The sequence below is a fragment of the Kaistia nematophila genome (assembly GCF_026343855.1).
Lineage (GTDB): Bacteria > Pseudomonadota > Alphaproteobacteria > Rhizobiales > Kaistiaceae > Kaistia > Kaistia nematophila.
This window is the reverse complement of sequence record NZ_JAPKNK010000003.1, coordinates 277348-299845: the sequence shown is the minus strand read 5'-3', so window position 1 is coordinate 299845 and position 22498 is coordinate 277348. Positions and strand designations below refer to the sequence as shown.

At 67.0% G+C, this 22498-nt stretch carries 18 protein-coding genes and 1 pseudogene; 15 read left to right on the top strand and 4 right to left on the bottom strand.

Translation table 11 applies throughout. The features are described from left to right. Window positions 1-11 precede the first annotated feature (11 nt). Both ettA and OSH07_RS09885 read left to right on the top strand, forming a co-directional pair. Window positions 12-1664, top strand: coding sequence for an energy-dependent translational throttle protein EttA (gene ettA / locus OSH07_RS09890; protein ID WP_266338465.1), 1653 nt, complete (start codon window positions 12-14; stop codon window positions 1662-1664). A 107-nt stretch (window positions 1665-1771) separates the two neighbouring features. Beyond that, entirely contained in the window at window positions 1772-2473 is a 702-nt protein-coding gene (locus OSH07_RS09885) for an aspartate/glutamate racemase family protein (protein ID WP_266338464.1), read from the top strand. Between the two features lie 196 nt (window positions 2474-2669). Here OSH07_RS09885 and OSH07_RS09880 read toward each other — a convergent pair whose 3' ends face one another. Continuing rightward, window positions 2670-3395, bottom strand: a complete 726-nt coding sequence (locus OSH07_RS09880) for a phosphotransferase (protein WP_266338463.1) — start codon at window positions 3393-3395, stop codon at window positions 2670-2672. 786 nt (window positions 3396-4181) lie between these two features. Here OSH07_RS09880 and tam point away from each other — a divergent pair. Further along, entirely contained in the window at window positions 4182-4952 is a 771-nt protein-coding gene (gene tam, locus OSH07_RS09875) for a trans-aconitate 2-methyltransferase (RefSeq protein ID WP_266338663.1), read from the top strand. Window positions 4953-5018: 66 nt separating this feature from the next. Here the strand turns inward: tam and OSH07_RS09870 are convergent, their stop codons facing one another. Then, window positions 5019-5318 (bottom strand): hypothetical protein, encoded by a 300-nt coding sequence (locus tag OSH07_RS09870; protein ID WP_266338462.1) that lies wholly within the window; start codon window positions 5316-5318, stop codon window positions 5019-5021. Window positions 5319-5393: 75 nt separating this feature from the next. After that, a complete protein-coding gene (locus OSH07_RS09865) occupies window positions 5394-6353 on the bottom strand; it encodes a hydrogen peroxide-inducible genes activator (RefSeq protein ID WP_266338461.1) in 960 nt (319 codons plus the stop codon). Window positions 6354-6508: 155 nt separating this feature from the next. Here OSH07_RS09865 and OSH07_RS09860 point away from each other — a divergent pair, with 155 nt between their 5' ends. The 11 genes and pseudogenes from OSH07_RS09860 (at window position 6509) to OSH07_RS09810 (ending at window position 20775) form a co-directional block, all read left to right on the top strand. Beyond that, window positions 6509-7969, top strand: a complete 1461-nt coding sequence (locus OSH07_RS09860) for a catalase (protein ID WP_266338460.1) — start codon at window positions 6509-6511, stop codon at window positions 7967-7969. Window positions 7970-8106: 137 nt separating this feature from the next. Continuing rightward, a complete protein-coding gene (locus OSH07_RS09855) occupies window positions 8107-8823 on the top strand; it encodes a B3/B4 domain-containing protein (RefSeq protein WP_266338459.1) in 717 nt (238 codons plus the stop codon). A gap of 93 nt (window positions 8824-8916) precedes the next feature. Continuing rightward, a complete protein-coding gene (locus OSH07_RS09850; protein ID WP_266338458.1) occupies window positions 8917-9921 on the top strand; it encodes an ArsR/SmtB family transcription factor in 1005 nt (334 codons plus the stop codon). Beyond that, a complete protein-coding gene (metF, locus tag OSH07_RS09845; protein ID WP_266338457.1) occupies window positions 9921-10871 on the top strand; it encodes a methylenetetrahydrofolate reductase [NAD(P)H] in 951 nt (316 codons plus the stop codon). Before OSH07_RS09850 ends, metF begins: the two co-directional genes overlap by 1 nt. A gap of 111 nt (window positions 10872-10982) precedes the next feature. Further along, window positions 10983-14716, top strand: a pseudogene (metH, locus tag OSH07_RS09840) (methionine synthase). Window positions 14717-14876: 160 nt separating this feature from the next. Then, window positions 14877-15602, top strand: coding sequence for an AzlC family ABC transporter permease (locus tag OSH07_RS09835; RefSeq protein WP_266338456.1), 726 nt, complete (start codon window positions 14877-14879; stop codon window positions 15600-15602). Next, window positions 15603-15920, top strand: coding sequence for an AzlD family protein (locus tag OSH07_RS09830; RefSeq protein WP_266338455.1), 318 nt, complete (start codon window positions 15603-15605; stop codon window positions 15918-15920). 611 nt (window positions 15921-16531) lie between these two features. Next, the gene (locus tag OSH07_RS09825) at window positions 16532-17578 is read left to right on the top strand and encodes a DUF2336 domain-containing protein (protein ID WP_266338454.1); all 1047 of its coding nucleotides are present in this window, start codon (window positions 16532-16534) and stop codon (window positions 17576-17578) included. Window positions 17579-17737: 159 nt separating this feature from the next. Beyond that, a complete protein-coding gene (locus OSH07_RS09820; protein ID WP_266338453.1) occupies window positions 17738-18958 on the top strand; it encodes an alanine racemase in 1221 nt (406 codons plus the stop codon). Window positions 18959-19069: 111 nt separating this feature from the next. Further along, the gene (locus OSH07_RS09815) at window positions 19070-19969 is read left to right on the top strand and encodes an extensin-like domain-containing protein (protein ID WP_266338452.1); all 900 of its coding nucleotides are present in this window, start codon (window positions 19070-19072) and stop codon (window positions 19967-19969) included. A gap of 104 nt (window positions 19970-20073) precedes the next feature. Next, window positions 20074-20775 (top strand): hemerythrin domain-containing protein, encoded by a 702-nt coding sequence (locus OSH07_RS09810; RefSeq protein ID WP_266338451.1) that lies wholly within the window; start codon window positions 20074-20076, stop codon window positions 20773-20775. A 197-nt stretch (window positions 20776-20972) separates the two neighbouring features. On the opposite strand, the gene OSH07_RS09805 is transcribed toward OSH07_RS09810, so the two are convergent. Beyond that, complete coding sequence (locus tag OSH07_RS09805) at window positions 20973-21311, bottom strand: winged helix-turn-helix transcriptional regulator (RefSeq protein ID WP_266338450.1); 339 nt, start codon at window positions 21309-21311, stop codon at window positions 20973-20975. Between the two features lie 130 nt (window positions 21312-21441). On the opposite strand from OSH07_RS09805, the gene OSH07_RS09800 reads away from it, so the two are divergent. After that, window positions 21442-22449 (top strand): zinc-binding alcohol dehydrogenase family protein, encoded by a 1008-nt coding sequence (locus OSH07_RS09800; protein WP_266338449.1) that lies wholly within the window; start codon window positions 21442-21444, stop codon window positions 22447-22449. Window positions 22450-22498 lie beyond the last annotated feature (49 nt).

Genomic DNA, 22498 nt, shown 5'->3' with positions numbered 1-22498 from the left:
GGAGCGAATTCATGGCGCGTCAGTTCATCTATTTCATGCAGGGTCTGACCAAGACCTATGTCGGCGGCAAGAAGGTGCTGGAGAACGTCCATCTCTCCTTCTACCCCGACGCCAAGATCGGCGTGCTCGGCCCCAACGGCTCGGGTAAGTCGACGCTGCTCAAGATCATGGCCGGCCTCGACAAGGACTTCACCGGCGAGGCCTGGGTGGCGCAGGGCGCGACCGTCGGCTACCTCGCGCAGGAGCCGAAGATCGACCCGACCAAGAACGTCTTCGAGAACGTGATGGAAGGCGTCGCCAAGAAGAAGGCGATCGTCGACCGCTACAACGAACTGATGATGAACTACTCCGACGAGACCGCGGAGGAGGGCGCCAAGCTCCAGGACATCATCGACAGCCAGAACCTCTGGGATCTGGAGAGCCAGGTCGAGATGGCCATGGACGCGCTGCGCTGCCCGCCCAGCGACGCCTCGGTCGAGAACCTTTCCGGTGGTGAGAAGCGCCGCATCGCGCTTTGCCGCCTGCTGCTCGAGCAGCCCGACCTGCTGCTCCTCGACGAACCCACCAACCATCTCGACGCCGAATCGATCAACTGGCTGGAAGGGCATCTGCGCGACTATCCGGGCGCGATCCTGATCGTCACCCACGATCGCTACTTCCTCGACAACGTCACCGGCTGGATCCTCGAACTCGATCGCGGCCGCTCCATCCCGTACGAGGGCAACTACTCCGTCTATCTGGAGAAGAAGGCCAAGCGCATGGAGCAGGAGGGTCGCGAGGACATGACCCACATGAAGGCGATCGAGCGCGAGCGCCAGTGGATCGCCCAGTCGCCGAAGGCCCGCCAGTCCAAGTCGAAGGCCCGTATCAAGGCCTATGACGAGCTGGTCGAGCGCGCCGAGGGCAAGACGCTGCAGACGGCGCAGATCGTCATCCCGGTCGGCGAACGCCTCGGCGACAAGGTCATCGAGGTCGAGGGCCTGTCGAAGAGCTATGGCGACCGCCTGCTGATCGACAATCTCTCGTTCAAGCTGCCGCCGGGCGGCATTGTCGGCGTCATCGGCCCGAACGGCGCCGGCAAGTCGACGCTGTTCAAGATGATCACCGGCGAGGAGAAGCCGGATTCCGGCTCGATCACCCTCGGCGACACCGTCCAGCTCGGCTACGTCAATCAGGGCCGCGACGACCTCGCTTCCAACAAGACCGTCTGGGAGGAAATCTCCGGCGGCGCCGAAGTCTTCTATCTCGGCAAGAAGGAAGTGAACACGCGCGCCTATGCCGGCGCCTTCAACTTCAAGGGCGGCGACCAGCAGCAGAAGGTCGGCACGCTTTCGGGCGGCCAGCGCAACCGCGTTCACCTCGCCAAGCTGCTGAAGGACGCCAACAACGTCATCCTCCTCGACGAACCGACCAACGACCTCGACACCGAGACTCTGGCGGCGCTGGAAGAGGCGCTGGAGGATTTCGCCGGCTGCGCCGTCATCATCAGCCACGATCGTATGTTCCTCGATCGTCTGGCGACCCACATCCTCGCCTTCGAGGGCGACAGCCATGTCGAGTGGTTCGAGGGCAACTTCGCCGACTACGAGGAAGACAAGAAGCGTCGCCTCGGCAATGACGCGGTGATGCCGCACCGTATCAAGTACAAGAAGCTGACCCGCTAAGGCGCTTCGGCTTTTCGGTTCCGCGGGCGGATCGGTCTATTCCAAGGGATAGGCGGGTTCGCCCGTTTCTTTTTCGGCAGGCCCGAGATGGCCAGGGGGAGGCGGGCATGACCCAGAAGGTGATCGGCGTGATCGGCGGGCTGAGCTGGGAAAGCTCGGCCGAGTACTACCGCATCCTTAACGAGGCGGTGCGGGCGCGGCTCGGCGGCCTCGCCTCGGCCCGCGTGCTGATGTGGTCGTTCGATTTCGCCGAGATCGAGGCGCTGCAGGCGAGCGGGCGCTGGGACGAGGCGACTTCCCTGATGATCGACGCGGCCCGGCGGCTCGAACGCGGCGGCGCCGATTTCGTGCTGATCGCCTCCAACACCATGCACCGCATGGCGGCCGACGTGCAGGCGGCGATCGGCATCCCGCTGATGCACATCGCCGATCCGACCGCCGCGCGGATCCGGGCCGCCGGACTCTCCCGCGTCGGCCTGCTCGGCACCGCCTTCACCATGGAGCAGGATTTCTACAAGGGCCGGCTTTCCGGCGAACATGGCCTCGAAGTGCTGGTGCCCGACGCGGCGGACCGCGCCGACGTGCATCGGATCATCTATGACGAACTGGTGCAGGGCCGCGTCGAGCCGTCGTCGCGCGAGATCTATCGCGCCGTGATGGCGCGGCTGGTCGAACGCGGCGCCGAGGCGATCATCCTCGGCTGCACCGAGATCATGCTGCTGGTGCGCCCGGAGGACAGCTTCGTCCCGCTCTACGACACGACGACGATCCACGCGGAAGCGGCGGTGGAGCGGGCGCTGGAAGGCTGAGCGTTGACCTGTTCTGGCGTCCCTATCTCTGCGGCGAAGCCAGGCAAGACCCTCACCCAACCCTCTCCCGCAGGCGGGCGAGGGCTATTCCGCCGCATCTTTGACGGGACACGCCGGCTGATCGTTGGCGCTCCCTCTCCCGCTGGCGGGAGAGGGTTGGGGTGAGGGGCTTGGTTCGAGTTCAGGGGCCCGCGACCTAGGCCGGCAGGATGATCGAGCGGTCGACCTCGTCGCGCTCGGCCGAGGCGAGCGCCGCGTGGATGGCGTGGCGGTCGTCGAAGCGGTGGACGCCGAGCCGGTGCTGGCGACCGATGCCCTGCGGCCAGTGCGAAGGGATCGGATCGCCGTCTGCGGTCGCCCAGCCGAAATCGACCAGCGTGATCCGGCCGTCGCGCACCATCAGGTTGTCGCACTTGATGTCGTTGTGGCAGCAGCGGGCTGAAGCGAGCGCCGCGAGAATCGCCTCGGCCTGGTCGCGCCAGTCGGCCGGCAGGTTGTAGCGCCGCACCGGCTCGCCGACATAGTTCATCCGAAGCAGCCCGGGGCTGTGCCCGATCAGGCGCGGCACCAGCCCGCTTGATTCGAGCGCCGTCAGCCAGCGGATCTCGCGCTCCTCGATGCCGTGCTCGATGAAGCGGGCAAGCTTCTTGTGCACCTCGAGCCGGTTCAGGTCGATGCGGATGGTCGAGCTGGAGTGCTGGTCGAAATGAATCTCGTAGACGCTCGCCGTCGCGGGATCGTGGAAATAGGCGATCTTGGCGGCGGCGGGGCTCGCCGAACAGCTGCCGGAAGCGGCGCCGTCCTGTCCGCTCTCCTGTCCGCTCTCCTGGTCGCCATGGCGATGGAGGACGGTTCTCCCCGGCTCGACGGAGGCGAGGTAATCCAGCAGGGCCGTCGGCAGGGGCGGGCATCGATCATTCATCGCAACGGTCGTAGCGATTTTCGCGGCAATGTCGACGAATTGTGTTGCTGCGGTGCCGAAGGCCGCGTCCGCGGCATGGGAAAAGACGGAATCGGAGCCCAAAAAACAGCGGACGGCCCCTGGCCCGCGCTCTGCGGCGCAGCGGGCCTGGGAACCGTCCGCCGCCCCACCGGCCCTGCCGGTATGGCGGTTTGCCCGTGTCGGGCGAAGAGTTCAGCGAACGGCCCTGCCTGGGTCTAGGGGGGCAGGGGCAAGGCCGTTCGCCCTTCCTCGGCCCCGTTTCGGGGGAGCCAAGGGTCTCGGTTCCGCCGCGCCGTCGCGCCACGGGAAGTCGGTCGGCTCGAAGGGCGGAGGTCAGCGCCGGGCTCGGGCCGCGCCGGTCGCAGGGACCGGCCGTTGGGAGGAGTGCGTCTTCCCAGTTGTCATGTTGGGCGGCTCGTCTTCCGGAGCGCCATCTTGATTGCAGCTTCTCACGCACCCCGGTCCCTGTCTGTGATCCGCGTCACAAGGATCGCGGTCGCTGTGTCGAGCGTACAATCGGGACGGTGCGGCGGCATGGGGCGCGGCCCGCCGGGGCTGCTATGCGCCGTCAAGGGTCCGCCAGGAGCGGCGGGTCATTGAACGAATCCGACAGGCCGCGCATTGCATGCGCGTGCAGGCGCGGCCCGCATTCACGCAAATGTCCCCGAACGGGGCTAGGTTCGGGTCGCGCGGCTTCTATGTTCTGCAGGCGAAGCCGTGCAGGTTGGACGGATTGGAATGAGACAGGGGGCCAAGATGGATCAGCTGGCATGGTCGGCGAGCCAATATGTGAAGTTCGAGGACGAGCGCACGCGCCCGGCGCGCGACCTGCTGGCGCAGGTGCCGCTGGCGGAGGCGCGCTCCGTCGTCGATCTCGGCTGCGGCCCCGGCAATTCGACCGAGCTTCTGGCCGAACGCTTCCCCTCCGCCGCGATCGTCGGGGTTGATTCCGCCCCCGACATGCTGGTCGCCGCGCGCAAGCGGCTGCCGGCGCTCACCTTCGCCGAGGCCGACATCGCCAACTGGGCGCCGGCCGAGCCGGTCGACCTCTTGTTCGCCAACGCGCTGTTCCAGTGGATCCCGGATCATCTCGCCGTGCTGGTGCGGCTGATGGACAGCCTGCGGCCGGGCGGCGTGCTCGCCGTGCAGATGCCGGACAATCTGGGCGAGCCGACCCACATGCTGATGGAGGAGGTGGCCCATTCCAGCCCCTGGGCCGGCGCCTTCGCCGACCGGACGATCCGGCGGCCGATGCTGCCGTCGCCCTCCGTCTATTTCGAGGCGCTGGGCGACAAGTCGAGCCGCCTCGACGTCTGGCACACGATCTACAACCACCCGCTCGCCGACGCCGCCGCGATCGTCGAATGGGTGAAGGGAACCGGCCTTCGGCCCTATCTGGAGCCGATCGAGCCGGATCTCCGCGAGGCGTTCCTCGAAGCCTATCTGGAACGTGTCGCCGCCTGCTATCCGCCGATGTCGGATGGCCGCGTGCTGCTGCGATTCCCGCGGCTGTTCCTCATTGCGGTGAAGCGGTAGGCGCGGGAGCGGGACCTGTCGGGCCGGGTGGCGTGTGGCGCTGTACCCGGCCGAATTGGGATCCGTCTACCTGACGGTGCAGACGCCGTTGGCGCCGTGCTTCCCGGTGTAGGAAACGCTCGCGGAGCCATCCGGATTGATCGACAGCGAGATCGTCACGCCGCTCCCCTTCGCCTCGAAGTAGCTGTCGTTGAACTTCTTCAGCTCGGCTTCCTTGCCATTAATGTAGATCGGCCCGCCTTCGTCGGCATGGACCTCGATGTTCTTCGGGCAGGTGGCGTTGACGAGCGGGATCTTGGCCTGCGCCTCGCTGCCCATGCAGAGGGCGGAGACGAGGCCGGCGGTGGCGAGCAGTGCGTATCGCATCGTTCTACCCCTGATGTCGAGATCGACGGCCAAGCTAGAGCATGGCGACCGGCGGTGCCAGTCGCGGGGGACCTCTCAGGCCCTGGCAAGTTCGGGTGCGATCGCCGGTGTTGCTCCGGCATCGAGGGGCGAATCATCGTCCAGCGCTGGCCGGGCCGCCGCCACCAGCAGGCGGCCGAGCGCCTCGAAATCGCCGCGGCGCGGCGACGAGCGCCGCCAGACCAGGCCAATCTCGCGCTGCGGCTCCGGCTCGCCGAAGCGGGAGAGCACGATGCGGGCGTCGCGCGCCTCGACGGCGACGCACATTTCCGGCAGCAGCGTCACGCCATAGCCGTTCGCCACCATCTGCATGATCGTCGAGAGGCTCGCCGCACCGAAGCCGCTGACCTTCTCCGAGCGCGGGATCCGGCAATAGGTCAGCGCCTGGTCGCGCAGGCAATGGCCTTCCTCCAGCAGCAGGAGTCGGTCGGGCGGAATCATCTCCGGGCTGGCGAAGCCGGCGACCGAGGCGGTCGATCCCGCCTGCGACGCCAGCAGGAAGCGGTCGACGAAGAGCGGCAGGCTGTCGAAGGCGGGGTCGCGCACCGGCAGGGCCATCAGCACCACGTCGAGCTTGCCCTGCGCCAGTTCGTCGACGAGCGCCCCGGTCTGCGTCTCGCGCAATTGCAGCTCCAGCGACGGATAGGTGCGCTGCACCAGCGGCAGCGCCTTCGGCAGCAGATAGGGCGCGATCGAGGGGATGACGCCGATGCGGAGCGGGCCGGACAGCACGCCGCCGCCATGGCGTGCGAAATCGGTCAGGTCGCGAATCTCGCCGAGGATGCGCACGGCGCGGCGCGCGATCTCCTCGCCCTTCGGCGTCACCGCGATGCGGCGCGCACCGCGCTCGAGCAGTGGCACGCCGAGCGTCGCCTCCATTTCGGAGATCTGCTGCGACAGCGCCGGCTGGGTGACAGCGCATTCGGCCGCCGCCTTGCCGAAATGCAGATGGCGGGTGACCGCTTCGAAATAGCGGAGCTGGCGGAGCGTGATCACGGTCGGGTTCGCCGGGAATGGGTCTGGGACATGTTCGATAAGTTATTCTTATCGCAACTCGCATTCAATATGATTTGGAACCGGTCTAATCGCGTGGCATCTTACGGCCATCCCGAAGGCGGCTCGAATTGTCGCCACACAAGTTGGAGGGCGTCATGACGGACAAATTGACGACGACGGCCGGCGCGCCGGTCGCGGACAACCAGAATTCCCTGACCGCCGGCGAGCGCGGCCCCGTGCTGCTGCAGGACTGGCAACTGGTCGAGAAGCTCGCCCATCAGAATCGCGAGCGCATTCCCGAGCGCGTCGTGCACGCCAAGGGCTGGGGCGCGTATGGCACGCTGACCGTCACCGGCGACATCTCGAAATACACCAAGGCGAAGGCGCTGCAGCCCGGCGCCAAGACGCCGATGATCGCCCGCTTCTCGACCGTCGCCGGCGAGCTCGGCGCGGCCGACGCCGAGCGCGATGTGCGCGGCTTCGCGCTCAAGTTCTATACGGAAGACGGCAACTGGGACCTGGTCGGCAACAACACGCCGGTGTTCTTCGTTCGCGATCCGCTGAAGTTCCCGGACTTCATCCACACGCAGAAGCGCCATCCGAAGACCAACCTGCGCTCGCCGACGGCGATGTGGGATTTCTGGTCGCTGTCGCCGGAGAGCCTGCACCAGGTGACGATCCTGTTCTCGGATCGCGGCCTGCCGACCTCCGTGCGCAAGATGAACGGCTACGGCTCGCACACCTATTCGTTCATCAACGCGCAGAACGAGCGCTTCTGGGTCAAGTTCCACTTCAAGACCCTGCAGGGTCATGAGCACTGGACCAATGCCGAGGCGGCCGATGTCGTCGGCAAGACCCGCGAATCGACGCAGGAAGACCTGTTCGGCGCCATCGAGCGGAACGAGTTCCCGAAGTGGAAGGTGCAGGTCCAGGTCATGCCGGAGACCGACGCCGACAAGACCTCGTACAACCCGTTCGACCTCACCAAGGTGTGGCCGCATGCCGAGTATCCGCCGATCGACATCGGCATCCTCGAGCTGAACCGCAACCCGGAAAACTACTTCGCCGAGATCGAGCAGGTCGCCTTCTCGCCGTCGAACATCGTCCCGGGCATCGGCTTCTCGCCGGACAAGATGCTGCAGGCGCGCATCTTCTCCTATGCGGATGCGCATCGCTACCGCCTCGGCACCCATTACGAGGCGCTGCCGGTCAACGCGCCGAAGGTGCCGGTGCACAACTACCACAAGGACGGAGCCATGCGCTTCTTCCCGCCGGCGACCAACAACGACGCCTATTACGAGCCGAATTCCTTCAATGGCCCGAAGCAGGATCCGTCGGTCGCCGAGCCGCCGCTGAAGCTCAAGGGCGATGCGGACCGCTTCAACCACCGCATCGGCAATGACGACTACAAGCAGCCGGGCGACCTGTTCCGCCTGTTCAACGCCGAGCAGAAGGACCGTCTGTTCAGCAACCTCGCCGCCGCCATGCAGGGCGTGCCGGTCGAGATCGTCAATCGCCAGCTGGTGCACTTCTACCGCGCCGATCCGGAATATGGCATCGGCGTCGCCAAGAAGCTGGGCCTGCCGACGGAAGGCCTCGCCGCCGCGGCCGAGTAGGGCCTGGAACGTCCTCGCGAAAGGCGGCGCCGAAAGCGCCGCCTTTTTTCGTTTCGGCCCGGCGTTTCCGGAACGGCGGACCTTTGCAAGCCGCCGCCGTCAGGGCAAACACGGGCGTCGCTCCGAAGGGATGGATCATGCGCCTCGATATCTCCGAACTCGTCACCGCGTTTCCCGATTTCCGCGTCGCCCTGGTCGTCGCCGACGATTTGGAGATCCGGCCGGAGCGGCAGGCGGAGCTCGCGGCGCTGATCGCCGAGCGCGAGGCGGAGACGCGCCGTCGCTGGGGCGCGACCGAGCTTTCCGAGATCCCGGGCGTCGCCGCCTGGCGCCGTGCCTATCGCGCCTTCGGCATCAAGAAGACGAGCTACCGTTCCTCGGTCGAGCGCCTCGTCAAGAACGTGCTGGCCGATCGGCCGCTGCCGGCGATCAACAGTTTCGTCGACGCCTACAACGCCGTGTCGCTCACCCATGTCCTGCCGCTCGGCGCCGACGACATTGACCGGATCTCCGGCGATCTCGCCTTCCGCTTCGCCCGTCCCGGCGACAGCTTCTTCGACATGGCGGCGGGCGAGGACGGGGCCGGCGCGTCGGCGGAAGATCCGCCGAAGGAGGGCGAGGTCGTCTATGCCGACGCCGAGAAGGTGCTCTGCCGGCGCTGGAACTGGCGGCAGGACGCGCGCTCGCTGGTGACGCCGGAAACACGCCGCGCCGTCGTCACTCTGCAGGCGAACGGGGAGGGCGCGCTGGAGGCGGCGATCGACGATCTCGTCGATCTCGCCGGACGCTTCTCGGCCGCGCGGATCCGCGTCGCGATCGCCGATCGGGCGGCGCAAAGCGTGGAGATCGTCTGACAAGTCCCTTTACAGATATAAAGATATGTTTATATCTTCCGTCAACTCGAAGCGGCCTTGTGGCCGGGTCTCGGGCGGGCGGAGCGTAGAACCATGGCGGGCCAGGCGGCTCTTTCGACAGACGCGATCATCACGGCGCTGAAGGCGGCCGGCGAGGCGACGCGCTATCGCATCCTGGCGCTGCTCTCGTCCGGCGAACTCACCGTCAAGGACCTGACCGCCATTCTCGGCCAGTCGCAGCCGCGCATCTCGCGCCATCTGAAGCTCCTGACCGAGGCCGGCCTGATCGAGCGCAATCCCGAGGGCGCCTGGGTCTATTACCGCATCTCCGAATCCGGCGCCGAGCGGCGGCTGGTGCAGGATCTCGTCGGCCTCGCCGATCCCGCCGACACGGCGCTGGCGCGCGATCGCGACTGGCTCGCCGGCGTCAAGCGCGAGCACGCGCAGAACGCCGAGCGCTATTTCACCGAGAACGCCGCCGACTGGGACACGATCCGCTCGCTGCATGTGCCGGACACCGCCGTCGAGGCGGCGATGCGCGACCTGCTCGGGGCGAAGCCGATCGACAGCTTCCTCGACATTGGCACCGGCACCGGCCGGATGCTGGAACTGTTCGCGCCGCTCTATCGCAAGGGCGTCGGCATCGATGCCTCGACGGCGATGCTGTCCGTCGCCCGCGCCAATCTGGACAAGGCCGGCGTCGCCCACGCGCAGATCCGCCATGGCGACATCATGAAGCTGCCCATGCCGCGCGACAGCTTCGACCTCGTGGCGATCCATCAGGTCCTGCATTATCTCGACGATCCGGCCGTGGCGCTGAAGGAAGCCGCGCGCGTGCTGCGCCCGAGCGGCCGGCTGCTGGTGGTCGATTTCGCCCCGCACGGGCTCGAATTCCTGCGCGAGCGCCATGCGCATCGCCGGCTCGGCTTCTCGCATGAGGTGATGCGCGGCTGGATCGAGCAGGCCGGCCTCGTGCTCGATGGCGCCACCGATCTCGCGGCGAACTCCGCGACCGAACAATTGACAGTAACGCTCTGGCTGGCGCGGGATCCGCGCTTCGTGGTGGCCGGGGCCTCGAAGGGGTTGGAGACGGCGTGATGCGTGAGACGATCGATCGGGCGAGCCGCAATGGCGTCGGCGCATCGGGGCTGAAGGTCTCGTTCGAGTTCTTCCCGCCCAAGACGGAAGCGATGGAAGAGACCCTGTGGGCGTCGATCGAGCGGCTCGCGCCGCTGTCGCCGTCCTTCGTCTCGGTGACCTATGGCGCCGGCGGCTCGACCCGCGAGCGCACCCACGCCACCGTGGCGCGCATCCTGCAGGAGACGTCGCTGAAGCCGGCGGCGCACCTGACCTGCGTCGGCGCCAGCAAGGCCGAGATCGACGCCGTCGTCGACGGCTACGCCGAAACCGGCGTGCGCCACATCGTGGCGCTGCGCGGCGACCCGATCACCGGCCTCGGCACGGTGTACCAGCCGCATCCGGACGGCTATGCCCAGGCGTCCGACCTCGTCACGGCCATCCGCCGCCGCCATCCGGAAATCGAGGTTTCCGTCTCCGCCTATGCCGAGCGCCATCCCGAAAGCCGCGACTGGCAGACGGAACTCGACAACCTGAAGCGCAAGGTCGACGCCGGCGCGACGCGCGCCATCACGCAGTTCTTCTTCGACAACGACCTCTATTCCGCCTTCCTCGACCGCGCCGCGGCGGCGGGCATCAACATTCCGATCGTGCCGGGCATCGTGCCGGTGATCAATTTCACCCAGACGGCGAAGTTCGCCGAAAAGGCGGGCGCCAGCGTGCCGGCCTGGTTCGCCGCCCGTTTCGAAGGGCTGGAGGACGACGCTTCGACCCGCCAGCTGGTGGCGGCGGCCGTCTGCGCCGAACAGGTGTTCGATCTGGTGGACCGCGGCGTCAACGAGTTCCATTTCTACACGATGAACCGCGCCGACCTCGTCTACGCCATCTGCCACCTGCTCGGCATGCGGCCGGCGAAGGCGGATGGGGTTGAAGCGCTCTCGGCCCTCTCCCCCCGGGAGCGGGTTGGGTGATATCGAAGGCGTGTTGACGGAATCGTTCGTGCGGCGAGGGAGCCCCAAGGCTCTCACCCCGACCTCTCCCTGTGGGAGAGGCGGCAATGCAGTGAACGCGGAGAGAAGACCATGAGTAGTTCGACGTCCACTGCCGACCTGAAGCGCGCTGCTTCCGAGCGCATTCTCGTGCTCGACGGCGCCATGGGCACGATGATCCAGCAATTGAAGCTCTCGGAAGCCGATTTCCGCGGCGAGCGCTTCAAGGACTGGCCGCGCGACCTGAAGGGCAACAACGACCTCCTGGTCATCACCCAGCCCGACGCGATCGAGAAGATCCATCGCCAGTATTTCGAGGCCGGCGCCGACATCGTCGAGACCAATACCTTCTCGTCGACGACCATCGCCCAGGCCGATTACGGCATGGAGGAACTCGCCTACGAACTCAATCTCGAGGGCGCGCGCGTCGCCAAGCGCGCCGCCGACACGGTGGCGGCCGAGACGGGACGGCCGCGCTTCGTCGCCGGCGCCATCGGCCCGACCAACCGCACGGCCTCGATCTCGCCCGACGTCAACAATCCGGGTTTTCGCGCCGTCACCTTCGACGAGCTTCGCGACGCCTATGCCGAGGCGACGCGCGGCCTGATCGATGGCGGCGCCGACCTCATCCTGATCGAGACGATCTTCGACACGCTGAACGCCAAGGCGGCGGTCGCCGCCGTCGAGGACGTGTTCGACGAGAAGGGGATCGAGCTGCCGGTGATGATCTCCGGCACGATCACCGACCTCTCCGGCCGCACGCTTTCCGGCCAGACGCCGACGGCGTTCTGGTATTCGCTGCGCCATGCGCGGCCGTTCTCGATCGGCCTCAATTGCGCGCTCGGCGCGCGCGAGATGCGCGCCCATATCGACGAGATCTCGCGCGTCGCCGATACGCTGGTCTGCGCCTATCCGAACGCCGGCCTGCCGAACGAGTTCGGCGAATATGACGAGAGCCCGGCCGCCATGGCCGTGCTGGTCGGCGAGTTCGCCCGTTCCGGCCTCGTCAATGTCGTCGGCGGCTGCTGCGGCACCACGCCGGCGCACATCAACGCCATCGCCGAAGCGGTCCAGGGGCTCGCGCCGCGCGCCCTGCCGACCGTCGCTCCCAAGCTGCGCCTTTCCGGCCTCGAACCGTTTGAACTCGCCTCATGACCAACGCCACCGCCGTCTTCGTCAATATCGGTGAACGCACCAACGTCACCGGCTCGGCCAAGTTTCGCAAGCTGATCACCGCCGGCGACTATGCGGCGGCGCTCGACGTCGCACGCGAGCAGGTCGCCAATGGTGCGCAGATCCTCGACGTCAACATGGACGAGGGCCTGCTCGATTCCGAGGCGGCGATGGTCACCTTCCTCAACCTGCTGGCGGCCGAGCCCGACATCGCCCGCGTGCCGGTGATGATAGACTCGTCGAAATGGTCGGTGATCGAGGCGGGCCTGAAATGCGTCCAGGGCAAGCCGATCGTCAATTCGATCTCGATGAAGGAAGGCGAGGACCCGTTCCGCGAACAGGCGAAGAAGCTGCGCCGCTACGGCGCCGCCGTCGTGGTCATGGCCTTCGACGAGAAGGGGCAGGCCGACACCTTCGAGCGCAAGATCGAGATCTGCGCGCGGGCCTATCACATCCTCGTCGACGAGATCGGCTATCCGCCGGAAGACATCATCTTCGATCCGAACGTCTTCGCGATCGCGACCGGCATCGAGGAACACAACAATTACGGCGTCGACTTCATCGAGGCGACGCGCTGGATCCGCCAGAACCTGCCGCATGCGCATATCTCGGGCGGCATTTCCAACCTGTCGTTCTCGTTCCGCGGCAACGAGACGGTGCGCGCGGCGATGCATTCGGTGTTCCTCTATCATGCCATCGCCGTCGGCATGGATATGGGCATCGTCAATGCCGGCGCGCTGCCGGTCTATGACGAGATCGATCCCGAATTGCGCGAGCTCTGCGAGGACGTCATCCTCAACCGCCGCGCCGACGGCACCGAGCGCCTGCTCGAGATCGCCGAGCGCTTCAAGGGCGGCGCCACCGCCAAGAAGGAGGTCGATCTCGCCTGGCGCGAATGGCCGGTCGAAAAGCGGCTGGAGCATGCGCTGGTCTCGGGCCTGACCGACTACATCGAGGCGGACACCGAGGAGGCGCGCGCCAAGGCGACGCGGCCGCTCGACGTCATCGAGGGGCCGCTGATGGCCGGCATGAACGTCGTCGGCGACCTGTTCGGCGCCGGCAAGATGTTCCTGCCGCAGGTGGTGAAGTCGGCCCGCGTGATGAAGCAGGCGGTCGCCTATCTGATGCCGTTCATGGAGGAGGAGAAGCGCCTGCTCGGGACGACCGGCTCGTCCTCGGCCGGCAAGATCCTGCTCGCGACGGTGAAGGGCGACGTGCACGACATCGGCAAGAACATCGTCGGCGTCGTGCTCCAGTGCAACAATTTCGAGGTGATCGACCTCGGCGTCATGGTGCCGGCGGCGAAGATCCTCGCCACCGCCAAGGCGGAGAATGTCGACATCATCGGCCTTTCCGGCCTGATCACGCCGTCGCTCGACGAGATGTGCCATGTCGCGGCCGAGATGGAGCGCGAAGGGTTCGACGTGCCGCTGCTGATCGGCGGCGCCACCACCTCGAAGGTGCATACCGCCGTCAAGATCCATCCAAACTACGCCAAGGGGCAGGCGGTCTACGTGCTCGACGCCAGCCGAGCCGTCGGCGTTGCCTCCAGCCTGCTTGGCCGCGACAAGGCGAACTATGTCGCCGACGTCCAGGCGGACTACGTCAAGATCGCCGATGCGCATGCCCGCGCGCAGGAGAACAAGCGCCGGATCTCGATCGCCGACGCGCGCGCCGACGGCCTCAAGCTCGACTGGTCGGGCTATCGGCCGACGCGGCCGAGCTTCCTCGGCACGCGCGTGTTCACCGATTATCCGATCGCCGAACTGGTGCCCTATATCGACTGGACGCCCTTCTTCGCGACCTGGGAGATCAAGGGCACCTATCCGCTGCTGCTCGAGGACGAGAAGGTCGGCGAGGTGGCCCGGTCGCTGTTCCGCGACGCGCAGGCCATGCTGAAGCAGATGGTCGAGGAGAAGTGGGTCTCGGCCAATGCCGTGATCGGCTTCTGGCCGGCGAACGCGGTCGGCGACGACATCGCGCTCTACGAGAACGAGGCGCGCGAGGCGGAGAAGGCGACCTTCTACACGTTGCGCCAGCAGATCGCCCGCTCGACCGACAAGCGCCGCCACGTCGCGCTGTCGGATTTCGTCGCGCCGAAGGAGACCGGGATCGGCGACTATGTCGGCGGCTTCGCCGTCACCACCGGCATCGGCGAGGAAGTCATGGCCGAGCGCTTCGCCCGCTCGAACGACGACTATTCCAAGATCCTGAGCCAGGCCCTGACCGACCGTCTCGCCGAGGCCTTCGCTGAGCGCATGCACGAGCGGGTGCGGCGCGAATTCTGGGGCTATGCCAGCGACGAGGCGTTCTCGAACGAGGAACTGATCCGCGAGAGCTATGCCGGCATACGTCCCGCGCCCGGCTACCCGGCCCAGCCCGACCACACCGAGAAGCAGACCCTGTTCGAGCTGCTCGACGCGGAGAAGCAGGCCGGCATCAAGCTGACCGAGAGCTTCGCCATGTGGCCGGGCTCTTCGGTCTCCGGGCTCTATATCGGCCATCCCGAAAGCTATTATTTCGGCGTCGGCCGCATCGAGGCGGACCAGGTCGCCGATTATGCCGCCCGCAAGGGCTGGGACGTCCGCGAGGCCGAGCGCTGGCTGGCGCCCGTGCTCAACTATGATCCGATCCGGGTCGAGGCGGCGGAGTAGTCACCGCTCCGCATGCCGTCCCGGCGACGGCATGGGACATCCGCCGCGCGGGCCTCTGGAACGGGGCGGCGGAATGTTCTAACGCTCTGCTGGGTCGCGGGTCTTTCCGCGACCGCCGCATGCTGGCGGCTCCCCGGTCTTCGCTTTCAGAAACATTCCGATGTCCGCCACATTCACCGCTGCCGGATTTCGCCGCGGCTTTCTCGAGGGCCTCGCGCTTCTCCCGGGCATGATCGCCTTCGGCATCATATTCGGCGTGCTGGCCGGGCAGGTCGGGATCTCGATCCTCGGCGCCGCCTCGATGAGCGTCTTCGTCTATGCCGGCACGGCGCAATTGCTGGCGCTGCACGCCTGGGGCGCGCCGGACGTTCTGGTCGCCGCCGTCGTCGCCGTCATCGCGATGAATTCGCGCTATGTCCTGTTCGGCGCCGCCATGCAGCCCTGGATGCGCGGCCTGTCGCCCTGGATCGCCTATCCGTCGATGTTCCTGATGGTCGATGCCAACTGGGCGACGGCGATGCAGGAGCGCGATGCCGGACGGCGCGATGTCGCGGTGTTCGCCGGCATGGGGCTCGGGTGCGGGGTCGGCTGGCTGGCCGGCACGATCGCCGGCACCGGTTTCGGCCAGTTGCTCGGCGATACCTACAGGCTTGGCCTCGATTTCTTCCTGCCCGCATTCTTCCTGTCGCTCGCCTGCGGCTTCTGGAAGGGCAGGGCGGACCTGCTGCCGCTTCTGATCGGCGGCGGCGTCGCGATCCTCTTCGATCGCTTCGTCGGCGGATCCTGGCATGTGCTGGCCGGCGGGCTTGCCGGAAGCCTGGCCGCCGCCTTCCTGACGAAACCGCAGAAAGCCGGTGCGACGGCCCCGAAGCAGGGGGGCGCCTAGATGTCGATCGATCCGAACACCACGTCCGGCTTCGCCATCATCGTCGCCGCCATGGCGGTCGCGGCCTATCTGACCCGGATCGGCGGCTTCTTCCTGATGCGCTTCGTGGTGGTGACGCCGCGGGTCGAGGCGTGGCTGCGCGCCCTGCCGCTCGCCATCATGGGCTCCATTCTCGGCCCGATCGCCGCCCATGGCGGACCCGCCGAATATGTCGCCTTCGTCGCGACGGCCATCGTCTATTTCTGGCGGCGGAGCGACATCCTGGCGGCGTTCGCCGGCATGGCGGTGGTCGCGGCGAGCCGGGCCGTGTTCGGCTAGCCCCTCGCGTCGCCGTCCCGCCTCGCGGGCAGGGCACGACAGCGCACAGACATCGCCATCGGCGCCGCCTTCAGGCGAAGGCCGACAATAGAACCCGGGCTGTCAAGAAAACATCCGGCCCTGATCGCCAAGGACTCTGTCGATGTTACAAGTCGCCGTGCGGGACGCTAGATGGCTCCCAGTACAATCGCCGCGACAAACAGAAATGCGGCACTCACGGCCAGCAGATGGAACGGTTTAGCGAGGCTCATGGACATCTCCCGGGTCTCTCTTTCACGCCCAACTTCCAACGTAAATATTAACGGGATCGGCCTTTCTAGCAAGAGCCCTGTTTGCCGGTTTTGCCGCGAAGGCGGCGCAATCCTGCCGCAAATCGGGTAAGCCGTGGAATAATCTCCCAAATCCCTTTGGGGAAAAACGGCGAGGCAGTGGGTTTGTTCCGCCTCGGCGGCGCCGAAATCGTCAAGGACGGGCGAGATCTTCCGGGCGCACGCGGCGATCGGTCGAATACAAGCCTTGGCGGTAAGATCCCGGAAACTGCACCTCTCAATCGTTTCTTATGGTTTCGCTGCGACCGTCCGCTTCCATGACAACAGGGCCGGAAAACCAGCATGGATGATCGCCGGACGGAGGCAGAAGCCACGACTTCGCCTGCGCGCAGGGCGCAATTGCTGGCGTCGATCACCGATCTGTTCGGCAACGCCGGCGCGGCGGTGTCGCCGTCGACCGCCGCCCTCTACTGCGAGATCGTCACCGGCGTCTTCGACGCGATGGCGGCGGAAGACCGTGCCGTGCTGGTCGATCGCATCGCCGGGCTCACGAATGCGCCGGCCACGCTGCTGCATTTCCTGTCGCTCCGCGACATCGGCACGGCCGAGCCGGTGCTGCGCCGCTCGATCGCCTTTGCCGACACGCATCTCGCCGCTCTTGCCGAGCATCTGCCGCAGGATCGCCTCTGCGCCATCGCCGCGCGTACGCATGTCTCCGAGACGGTGTCGGATGCGCTGCTCGCGCGCGGCGACCGGACGGTGCTGCGGCTGCTGGCGAAGAATCCCGGCGCGCGATTCTCGCAGGGCGGACTGGCCATCCTCGTCGACGAGGCCGAGCTGACTCTGGCGCAGCGGCAGGCCGCCGCCGCGCTGAGCGAGACGCCCGAAACGCGCGGGCAGGTTTTCGACATCCGTTCGGCGCCCGCGCTCGATCGCTCGCGCCGGGTCTTCGCAAGGCCCCGGGAGATGGGCGTCGTCATTCCGTTGCCGCAGCGGACGCGACAGCCTGCCGCCGATGCTGCGGACGCCACGCCTTCGTCGAATGCCATCGCCGAGGTGATCGCGACGGTGGCCTCCGGCGATCGCATGCTGGAAGTGGCGGGCCTGCTCGCCGAATTCGCCGGCCTGCCCGTCGATCTGGTCAGCCGTATGATCGCGCGGCCGGACACGATGCCGCTCGCCGTGCTCTGCAAGGCTGCCGGGGTCAGCGTCGAAACCTTCGCTTCGATCGCGGCGATCCGCGGCCGACGCCACGGCCATTCGCCGGCCGCCGTCGACGCGCTGGTGCGGGCCTATGAAATCCTTGGCCCGGACGATGTCGCCAGCACGCTGCGCTTCCTGCGTGCCCGCCACGGCATCGAGATCGGCTCCTCGGCGCCGGCGGTCTAGCCGGAACGCCGATCGCGTCGCGCGCTCCGCGCTGTCGCGTCTTCTTCACGCGAATCGGTATCCACTCCGCTCGAAAGGCCCGCGCTGGCCGAACGGGGTTCCCGTGCCGGCTGCGCGCTGCTAGCGTTGCCGGGCCACGGCCACACGGGATCGCGAAGGATGGATCGCTTCGAGACCGCCCGAGACGCTGCCTACAAGCTCCGTCCGGACCAGCCGCTCTACTGTTTCCGCCCGAGTGTGCTCAGGGCCGACGCGCTGGCGTTCAAATCCGCCTTTCCCGGCCGCATGGCCTATGCCGTCAAGACGAATGGCGAGCCGCTGGTGCTCAGGACGTTGGCGGAAGCCGGGATCGACTGCTTCGACGTGGCCTCGCCGGCCGAGTTCGCCGCCGCGCGCGCCGTGTCGCCCCAGGCCGAGTTGCTCTACATGCATCCGGTCAAGGCGCAGTCGGATATCCGCCTCGCGCTCGAGACCTATGGCATCCGCGTCATCGCCATCGACCATGAGGACGAGATCGCCAAGATCCTCCGCATCGTGCGGGCGCGCGATCTCGCGCCGGAGGAGATCACCCTGTTCGTCCGCCTGGCGACGCGGGGACATGCCGCCTACGAATTGTCGAAGAAGTTCGGCGCCGCGCCGGGGCATGCGGTCGAGCTCGTCGAGCGGATCGCGAAACTCGGCTTCAAGGTCGGGCTCTGTTTCCATGTCGGCAGCCAGGTCGAGGATACCGGCACCTATGAGCGGGCGCTCGCCTCGGCCGCCTGGGTGCGCTCGCGCGCCGGCGTCGATCTCGCCGCGCTCGACATCGGCGGCGGCTTTCCGGCCGCCTATGGCAGTGACCCCAGGCGCAAGCAGGTCGTGCGGCCGGAAACCGTCGTGCTGATCGCCGACATCGTGCGCGAAGCGGAGGAATGGGGATTTGGCGATCTGCCGCTGGTGGCCGAGCCCGGGCGGGTGATCGTCGCGCGCTGCCTGTCGGTCGTCGTCCGCGTGCTGCTGAAGAAGGGCAGGCGGCTCTACATCAATGACGGCATCTGGTCGTCGCTGTCTGATTCCTGGACCGGCAAGATCACGCTGCCGGCGCGCCATCTGCCGGATCCGGCCCGCCGTCCCCGCGCGGTCGATGGCGATACGGTCGTGCCGTTCCGCGTCTGCGGCGCCACCTGCGATTCCGTCGATATCCTGTCGCGGCCCTTCTACCTGCCGGAAAGCATCGGCGTCGGAGACTGGATCGAGATCGGCCATATCGGCGCCTATTCGCTGTCGCTCCGGACGCATTTCAACGGCTTCTATCCCGACCGCTTCGTCGAGGTGACGACGCCCTTCGAGGCGGCGGGCCCTGTCGAGGGCTTCGCCTCGATCGAGACGATGGGCGGGTAGAGTTTCGGCGCGACCGCCCGCTCCGGTTGCGGGTATGGTTGACCATTCTTTAAGAGCTTCGGGCGCATTCTACGGGGCATGTACAGTTGCGTAGCGTTGCGTATCGCGTCGGTGCTCGCTCTCGTTTCGCTCTCCGGCTGCGCCCTGAACTTCCTTTCGGAGCAAAGGGAAGGCTGGCGGGACGCGACGGAGCGAGCCTGTTACGCGCAGAAGCTCGTCGTCCCTTCCTACTTCCAGCGCCCGGCGCGCGAGGTTGACGGCAAGGGCGCGTGCGGCATCGAGCAGCCGCTGAAGGTGAATGCCTTCCAGCGCGGCGTGGTGGCGGTGACGGGCGGCGACGTGCTGCTCGGCTGCATGATGACCAACGCCATGGAACGCTGGGTCCGCGAGGCGGTGCAGCCGGCGGCGCAGGCGCGCTTCGGCATGCCGGTCACCGAAGTCCTGACCATGGGCACCTATGCCTGCCGTCCGCGCAACAACCGCCACGGCGACAAGCTCTCCGAACACGCCTTCGCCAATGCCTTCGACGTCGCCGGCTTCCGCCTGGCGGACGGCCGCACCATCCGCGTCCGCACCGACTGGCGTCGCGGCGATCCGGCCAGCCAGGCCTTCCTGCGCGAGGCGCTGATCTCGGCCTGCGGCTATTTCACCACCGTGCTGGGGCCGGGCTCGAACCGCCTGCACGAGGACCACATCCACATCGACCTCGCGCGCCACAATGCCAGCGGTACCTCGCGCTATTGCCGGCCGAAGCTCGACAGGCCGGGCCCGACGCCGCTCGACCCCAATGCCGGCATCCCGATGGCGACGCTGCTGCAGACGCCGCCGCCGGCCGCGCCGGCGAACATGGAGCAGCGCGCCTTCACCTATCGCTTCGACGACAATCTCGGCGCGCCCGATGCCGAGGCGCCCTATCCGGGCGACCAGATCCTGAACGGCCAGACGCCATCCGTGCCGCCCTCCGGCCCCTATACGCCGCCGGCCAGCATTCCCCTCTCCTACACGCAGTAAGGCTCGCCCGGCCCGTGGCCGGAAATGTCAGTGACGAACGTCACATCCTGCCCTAGCGTCATGCTGTACTTCGCCGTCCCACTAGGGGTTTGAGGAGTTACGGAATGACCAGTTTTGCCGCCGTCTATGTCGACGAAACGCGCTACAATCTCTATGCGTCCATCCACAAGGGCCTTCGCCGCGCCCAGGCCCAGCTGATGATGCGCCTCGGCGCCATCGATCCGCTGAACGACACCGATGTCGCCGGCCTGATCCGCGACATGCGCCTGATGGTGACGATGGGGCGCAAGCATCTCCATCACGAGAACGTCTTCATTCATACCGAGATCGAGCAGCGCCGGACCGGCGCCACCGAGCGGCTGGCCGACGACCACGATCACCACGAGCGCGATTTCGACGAGCTGGAAACGCGGCTGCGGCAGATCGAGGCGGCCCCGGCGTCCCGACGCTCGCCGATGCTGCGGGCGCTCTATCTCCGCTACACGGAATTCCTGGCGCATGACTACGAGCACATGATCGAGGAAGAGACCGAGACGTTGTCGCTGCTGCACAGGCACTTCACGGATGGCGAGCTCGCGGCGATCGAGGGCCGCATTGTCGGCTCCGTCGATCCCGACATGATGATGGAGTTCATCCGCATCATGATTCCGGCGATGAACCCGGCCGAGCGGCTCGGCATGCTGGGCGGGATGAAGGCCGCCATGCCGGTGCCGGTCTTCGCGGCGGTGGTCGACATGGGCGTCAAGCCGGTACTGACGCACGCCGACTGGCAGGCACTGGAACAGGCGCTGGCCCAGGCGGCGTAGGGGAGGCGAGCGGCATTCTTCTTTACCTCTCCCTGAGGGAGAGGTCGGAGCGAAGCTCCGGGTGAGGGGAGGCGATCTCTCCGGCGAGCGCTGAACCCCTCACCCGCCGGCCCTCGGCCGTCGACCTCTCCCCATGGGAGAGGTTGGCAAAATATCGTCGGCGCTGAGGGAGAGGTGACGCCTCTTGAGTCGCTCCTCTACGCCGCCGCGCTTTCGCCGAGCTGGCGCTCCTTGTAGGCGATGCCCCAGGCCCGGAGCGCGAGGATGATCGGCCGAAGCGTCTCGCCGAGTGGCGACAGACGGTATTCGACGCGCGGCGGCACCTCGGCATAGACGGTGCGGATCACCAGCCCGTCGCGTTCCAGCTCGCGCAATTGCTTGGTCAGCACGCGCTGCGTCACAGCCGGCGTGCGGCGATGCAGTTCGTTGAAGCGCAGCGTGTTGTCGAGCAGGTGGAACAGCGCCACGCCCTTCCACTTGCCGTCGATCAGCTCCAGCGTCGTCTCGACATCGCATTTCTCGTGCTCCGCGCCCATGGCTGATCTCCATTAGTATCCATTCGGTCAGTATAGGCCAAAATTGTGCATTCTTGCGGGAACGGTCAATATGCACGAAATGGCTCTGTGTCCGCCGCTTCCCGCGGCGCCAAGGAAATGGAGCCCGCTCATGCGTGCGATCGCCTTCACCAAGTCGCTTCCCGCCAGCGATGCCAACGCCCTCTCCGACATCACGCTCGACGTTCCCGAGCCCGGCCCGCGCGATCTCCGCGTCAAGGTCGAGGCCGTGTCGGTCAACCCGGTCGACACCAAGGTCCGGCGCAACGCAGGATCCGACACGCCGCGCGTGCTCGGCTATGACGCGGCCGGCATCGTCGACGCCGTCGGCGCCGAGGTGACGCTCTTCAAGCCCGGCGACGCCGTCTACTATGCCGGCACGATCAACCGGCCCGGCACCAATGCCGAATATCACCTCGTCGACGAGCGCATCGTCGGCCGCAAGCCGGCGACGCTGGACGGCGCGGAAGCGGCGGCACTGCCGCTTACCACCATCACCGCCTATGAACTGCTGTTCGACCGCATCGGCGTGCGCAAGGGCGAGGGCGCCGACAGGCGGACGCTGCTCGTCGTCGGCGGCGCCGGCGGCGTCGGCTCGATGGCGATCCAGCTGGCGCGGGCGCTGACCGGGCTGACGGTGATCGCCACCGCCTCGCGGCCGGACACCGTCGCCTGGGTCGAGGGCCTCGGCGCGCATCACGTCATCGACCACACCAAGCCGCTCGACGAGGAAGTGGCGCGGATCGGCATTCCGGCCGTCGACATCGTGCTGGCGCTGACCCAGACGCCGCATCACTGGCCGGCGATCCAGAATCTGGTCGCGCCGCAGGGCCATGTCGGCGTCATCGACGACATGCCCACGCTCGACATCGTGCCGTTCAAGGGCAAGGCGGTCGGCGTTCACTGGGAATCGATGTTCACCCGGCCGATCCACCGGACCCCCGACCTGGTCGAGCAGCACAAGCTGCTGAACGAGGTCGCGGGGCTGGTGGAGGCGGGCAAGATCCGCTCGACGCTGACCAACCGGGTCGGCCCGATCAACGCCGCGACGCTGCGCGAGGTCCATGCACTGGTCGAAAGCGGTCGCTCGATCGGCAAGACGGTGGTCGAGGGCTGGTAGGGGCTCTTTTACACCTCTCCCTCTGGGAGATGTGAGGGCTTCATTCCAG

Coding starts and splice junctions, on each gene's coding strand:
- metF (WP_266338457.1), top strand. CDS start 9,921: ATGCGTGAGACGATCGATCGGGCGAGCCGCAATGGCGTCGGCGCATCG.
- OSH07_RS09820 (WP_266338453.1), top strand. CDS start 17,738: ATGGATCGCTTCGAGACCGCCCGAGACGCTGCCTACAAGCTCCGTCCG.
- OSH07_RS09825 (WP_266338454.1), top strand. CDS start 16,532: ATGGATGATCGCCGGACGGAGGCAGAAGCCACGACTTCGCCTGCGCGC.
- OSH07_RS09805 (WP_266338450.1), bottom strand. CDS start 21,311: ATGGGCGCGGAGCACGAGAAATGCGATGTCGAGACGACGCTGGAGCTG.
- OSH07_RS09885 (WP_266338464.1), top strand. CDS start 1,772: ATGACCCAGAAGGTGATCGGCGTGATCGGCGGGCTGAGCTGGGAAAGC.
- OSH07_RS09860 (WP_266338460.1), top strand. CDS start 6,509: ATGACGGACAAATTGACGACGACGGCCGGCGCGCCGGTCGCGGACAAC.
- OSH07_RS09835 (WP_266338456.1), top strand. CDS start 14,877: ATGTCCGCCACATTCACCGCTGCCGGATTTCGCCGCGGCTTTCTCGAG.
- ettA (WP_266338465.1), top strand. CDS start 12: ATGGCGCGTCAGTTCATCTATTTCATGCAGGGTCTGACCAAGACCTAT.
- OSH07_RS09830 (WP_266338455.1), top strand. CDS start 15,603: ATGTCGATCGATCCGAACACCACGTCCGGCTTCGCCATCATCGTCGCC.
- OSH07_RS09810 (WP_266338451.1), top strand. CDS start 20,074: ATGACCAGTTTTGCCGCCGTCTATGTCGACGAAACGCGCTACAATCTC.
- OSH07_RS09870 (WP_266338462.1), bottom strand. CDS start 5,318: ATGCGATACGCACTGCTCGCCACCGCCGGCCTCGTCTCCGCCCTCTGC.
- OSH07_RS09880 (WP_266338463.1), bottom strand. CDS start 3,395: ATGAATGATCGATGCCCGCCCCTGCCGACGGCCCTGCTGGATTACCTC.
- OSH07_RS09800 (WP_266338449.1), top strand. CDS start 21,442: ATGCGTGCGATCGCCTTCACCAAGTCGCTTCCCGCCAGCGATGCCAAC.
- OSH07_RS09855 (WP_266338459.1), top strand. CDS start 8,107: ATGCGCCTCGATATCTCCGAACTCGTCACCGCGTTTCCCGATTTCCGC.
- OSH07_RS09850 (WP_266338458.1), top strand. CDS start 8,917: ATGGCGGGCCAGGCGGCTCTTTCGACAGACGCGATCATCACGGCGCTG.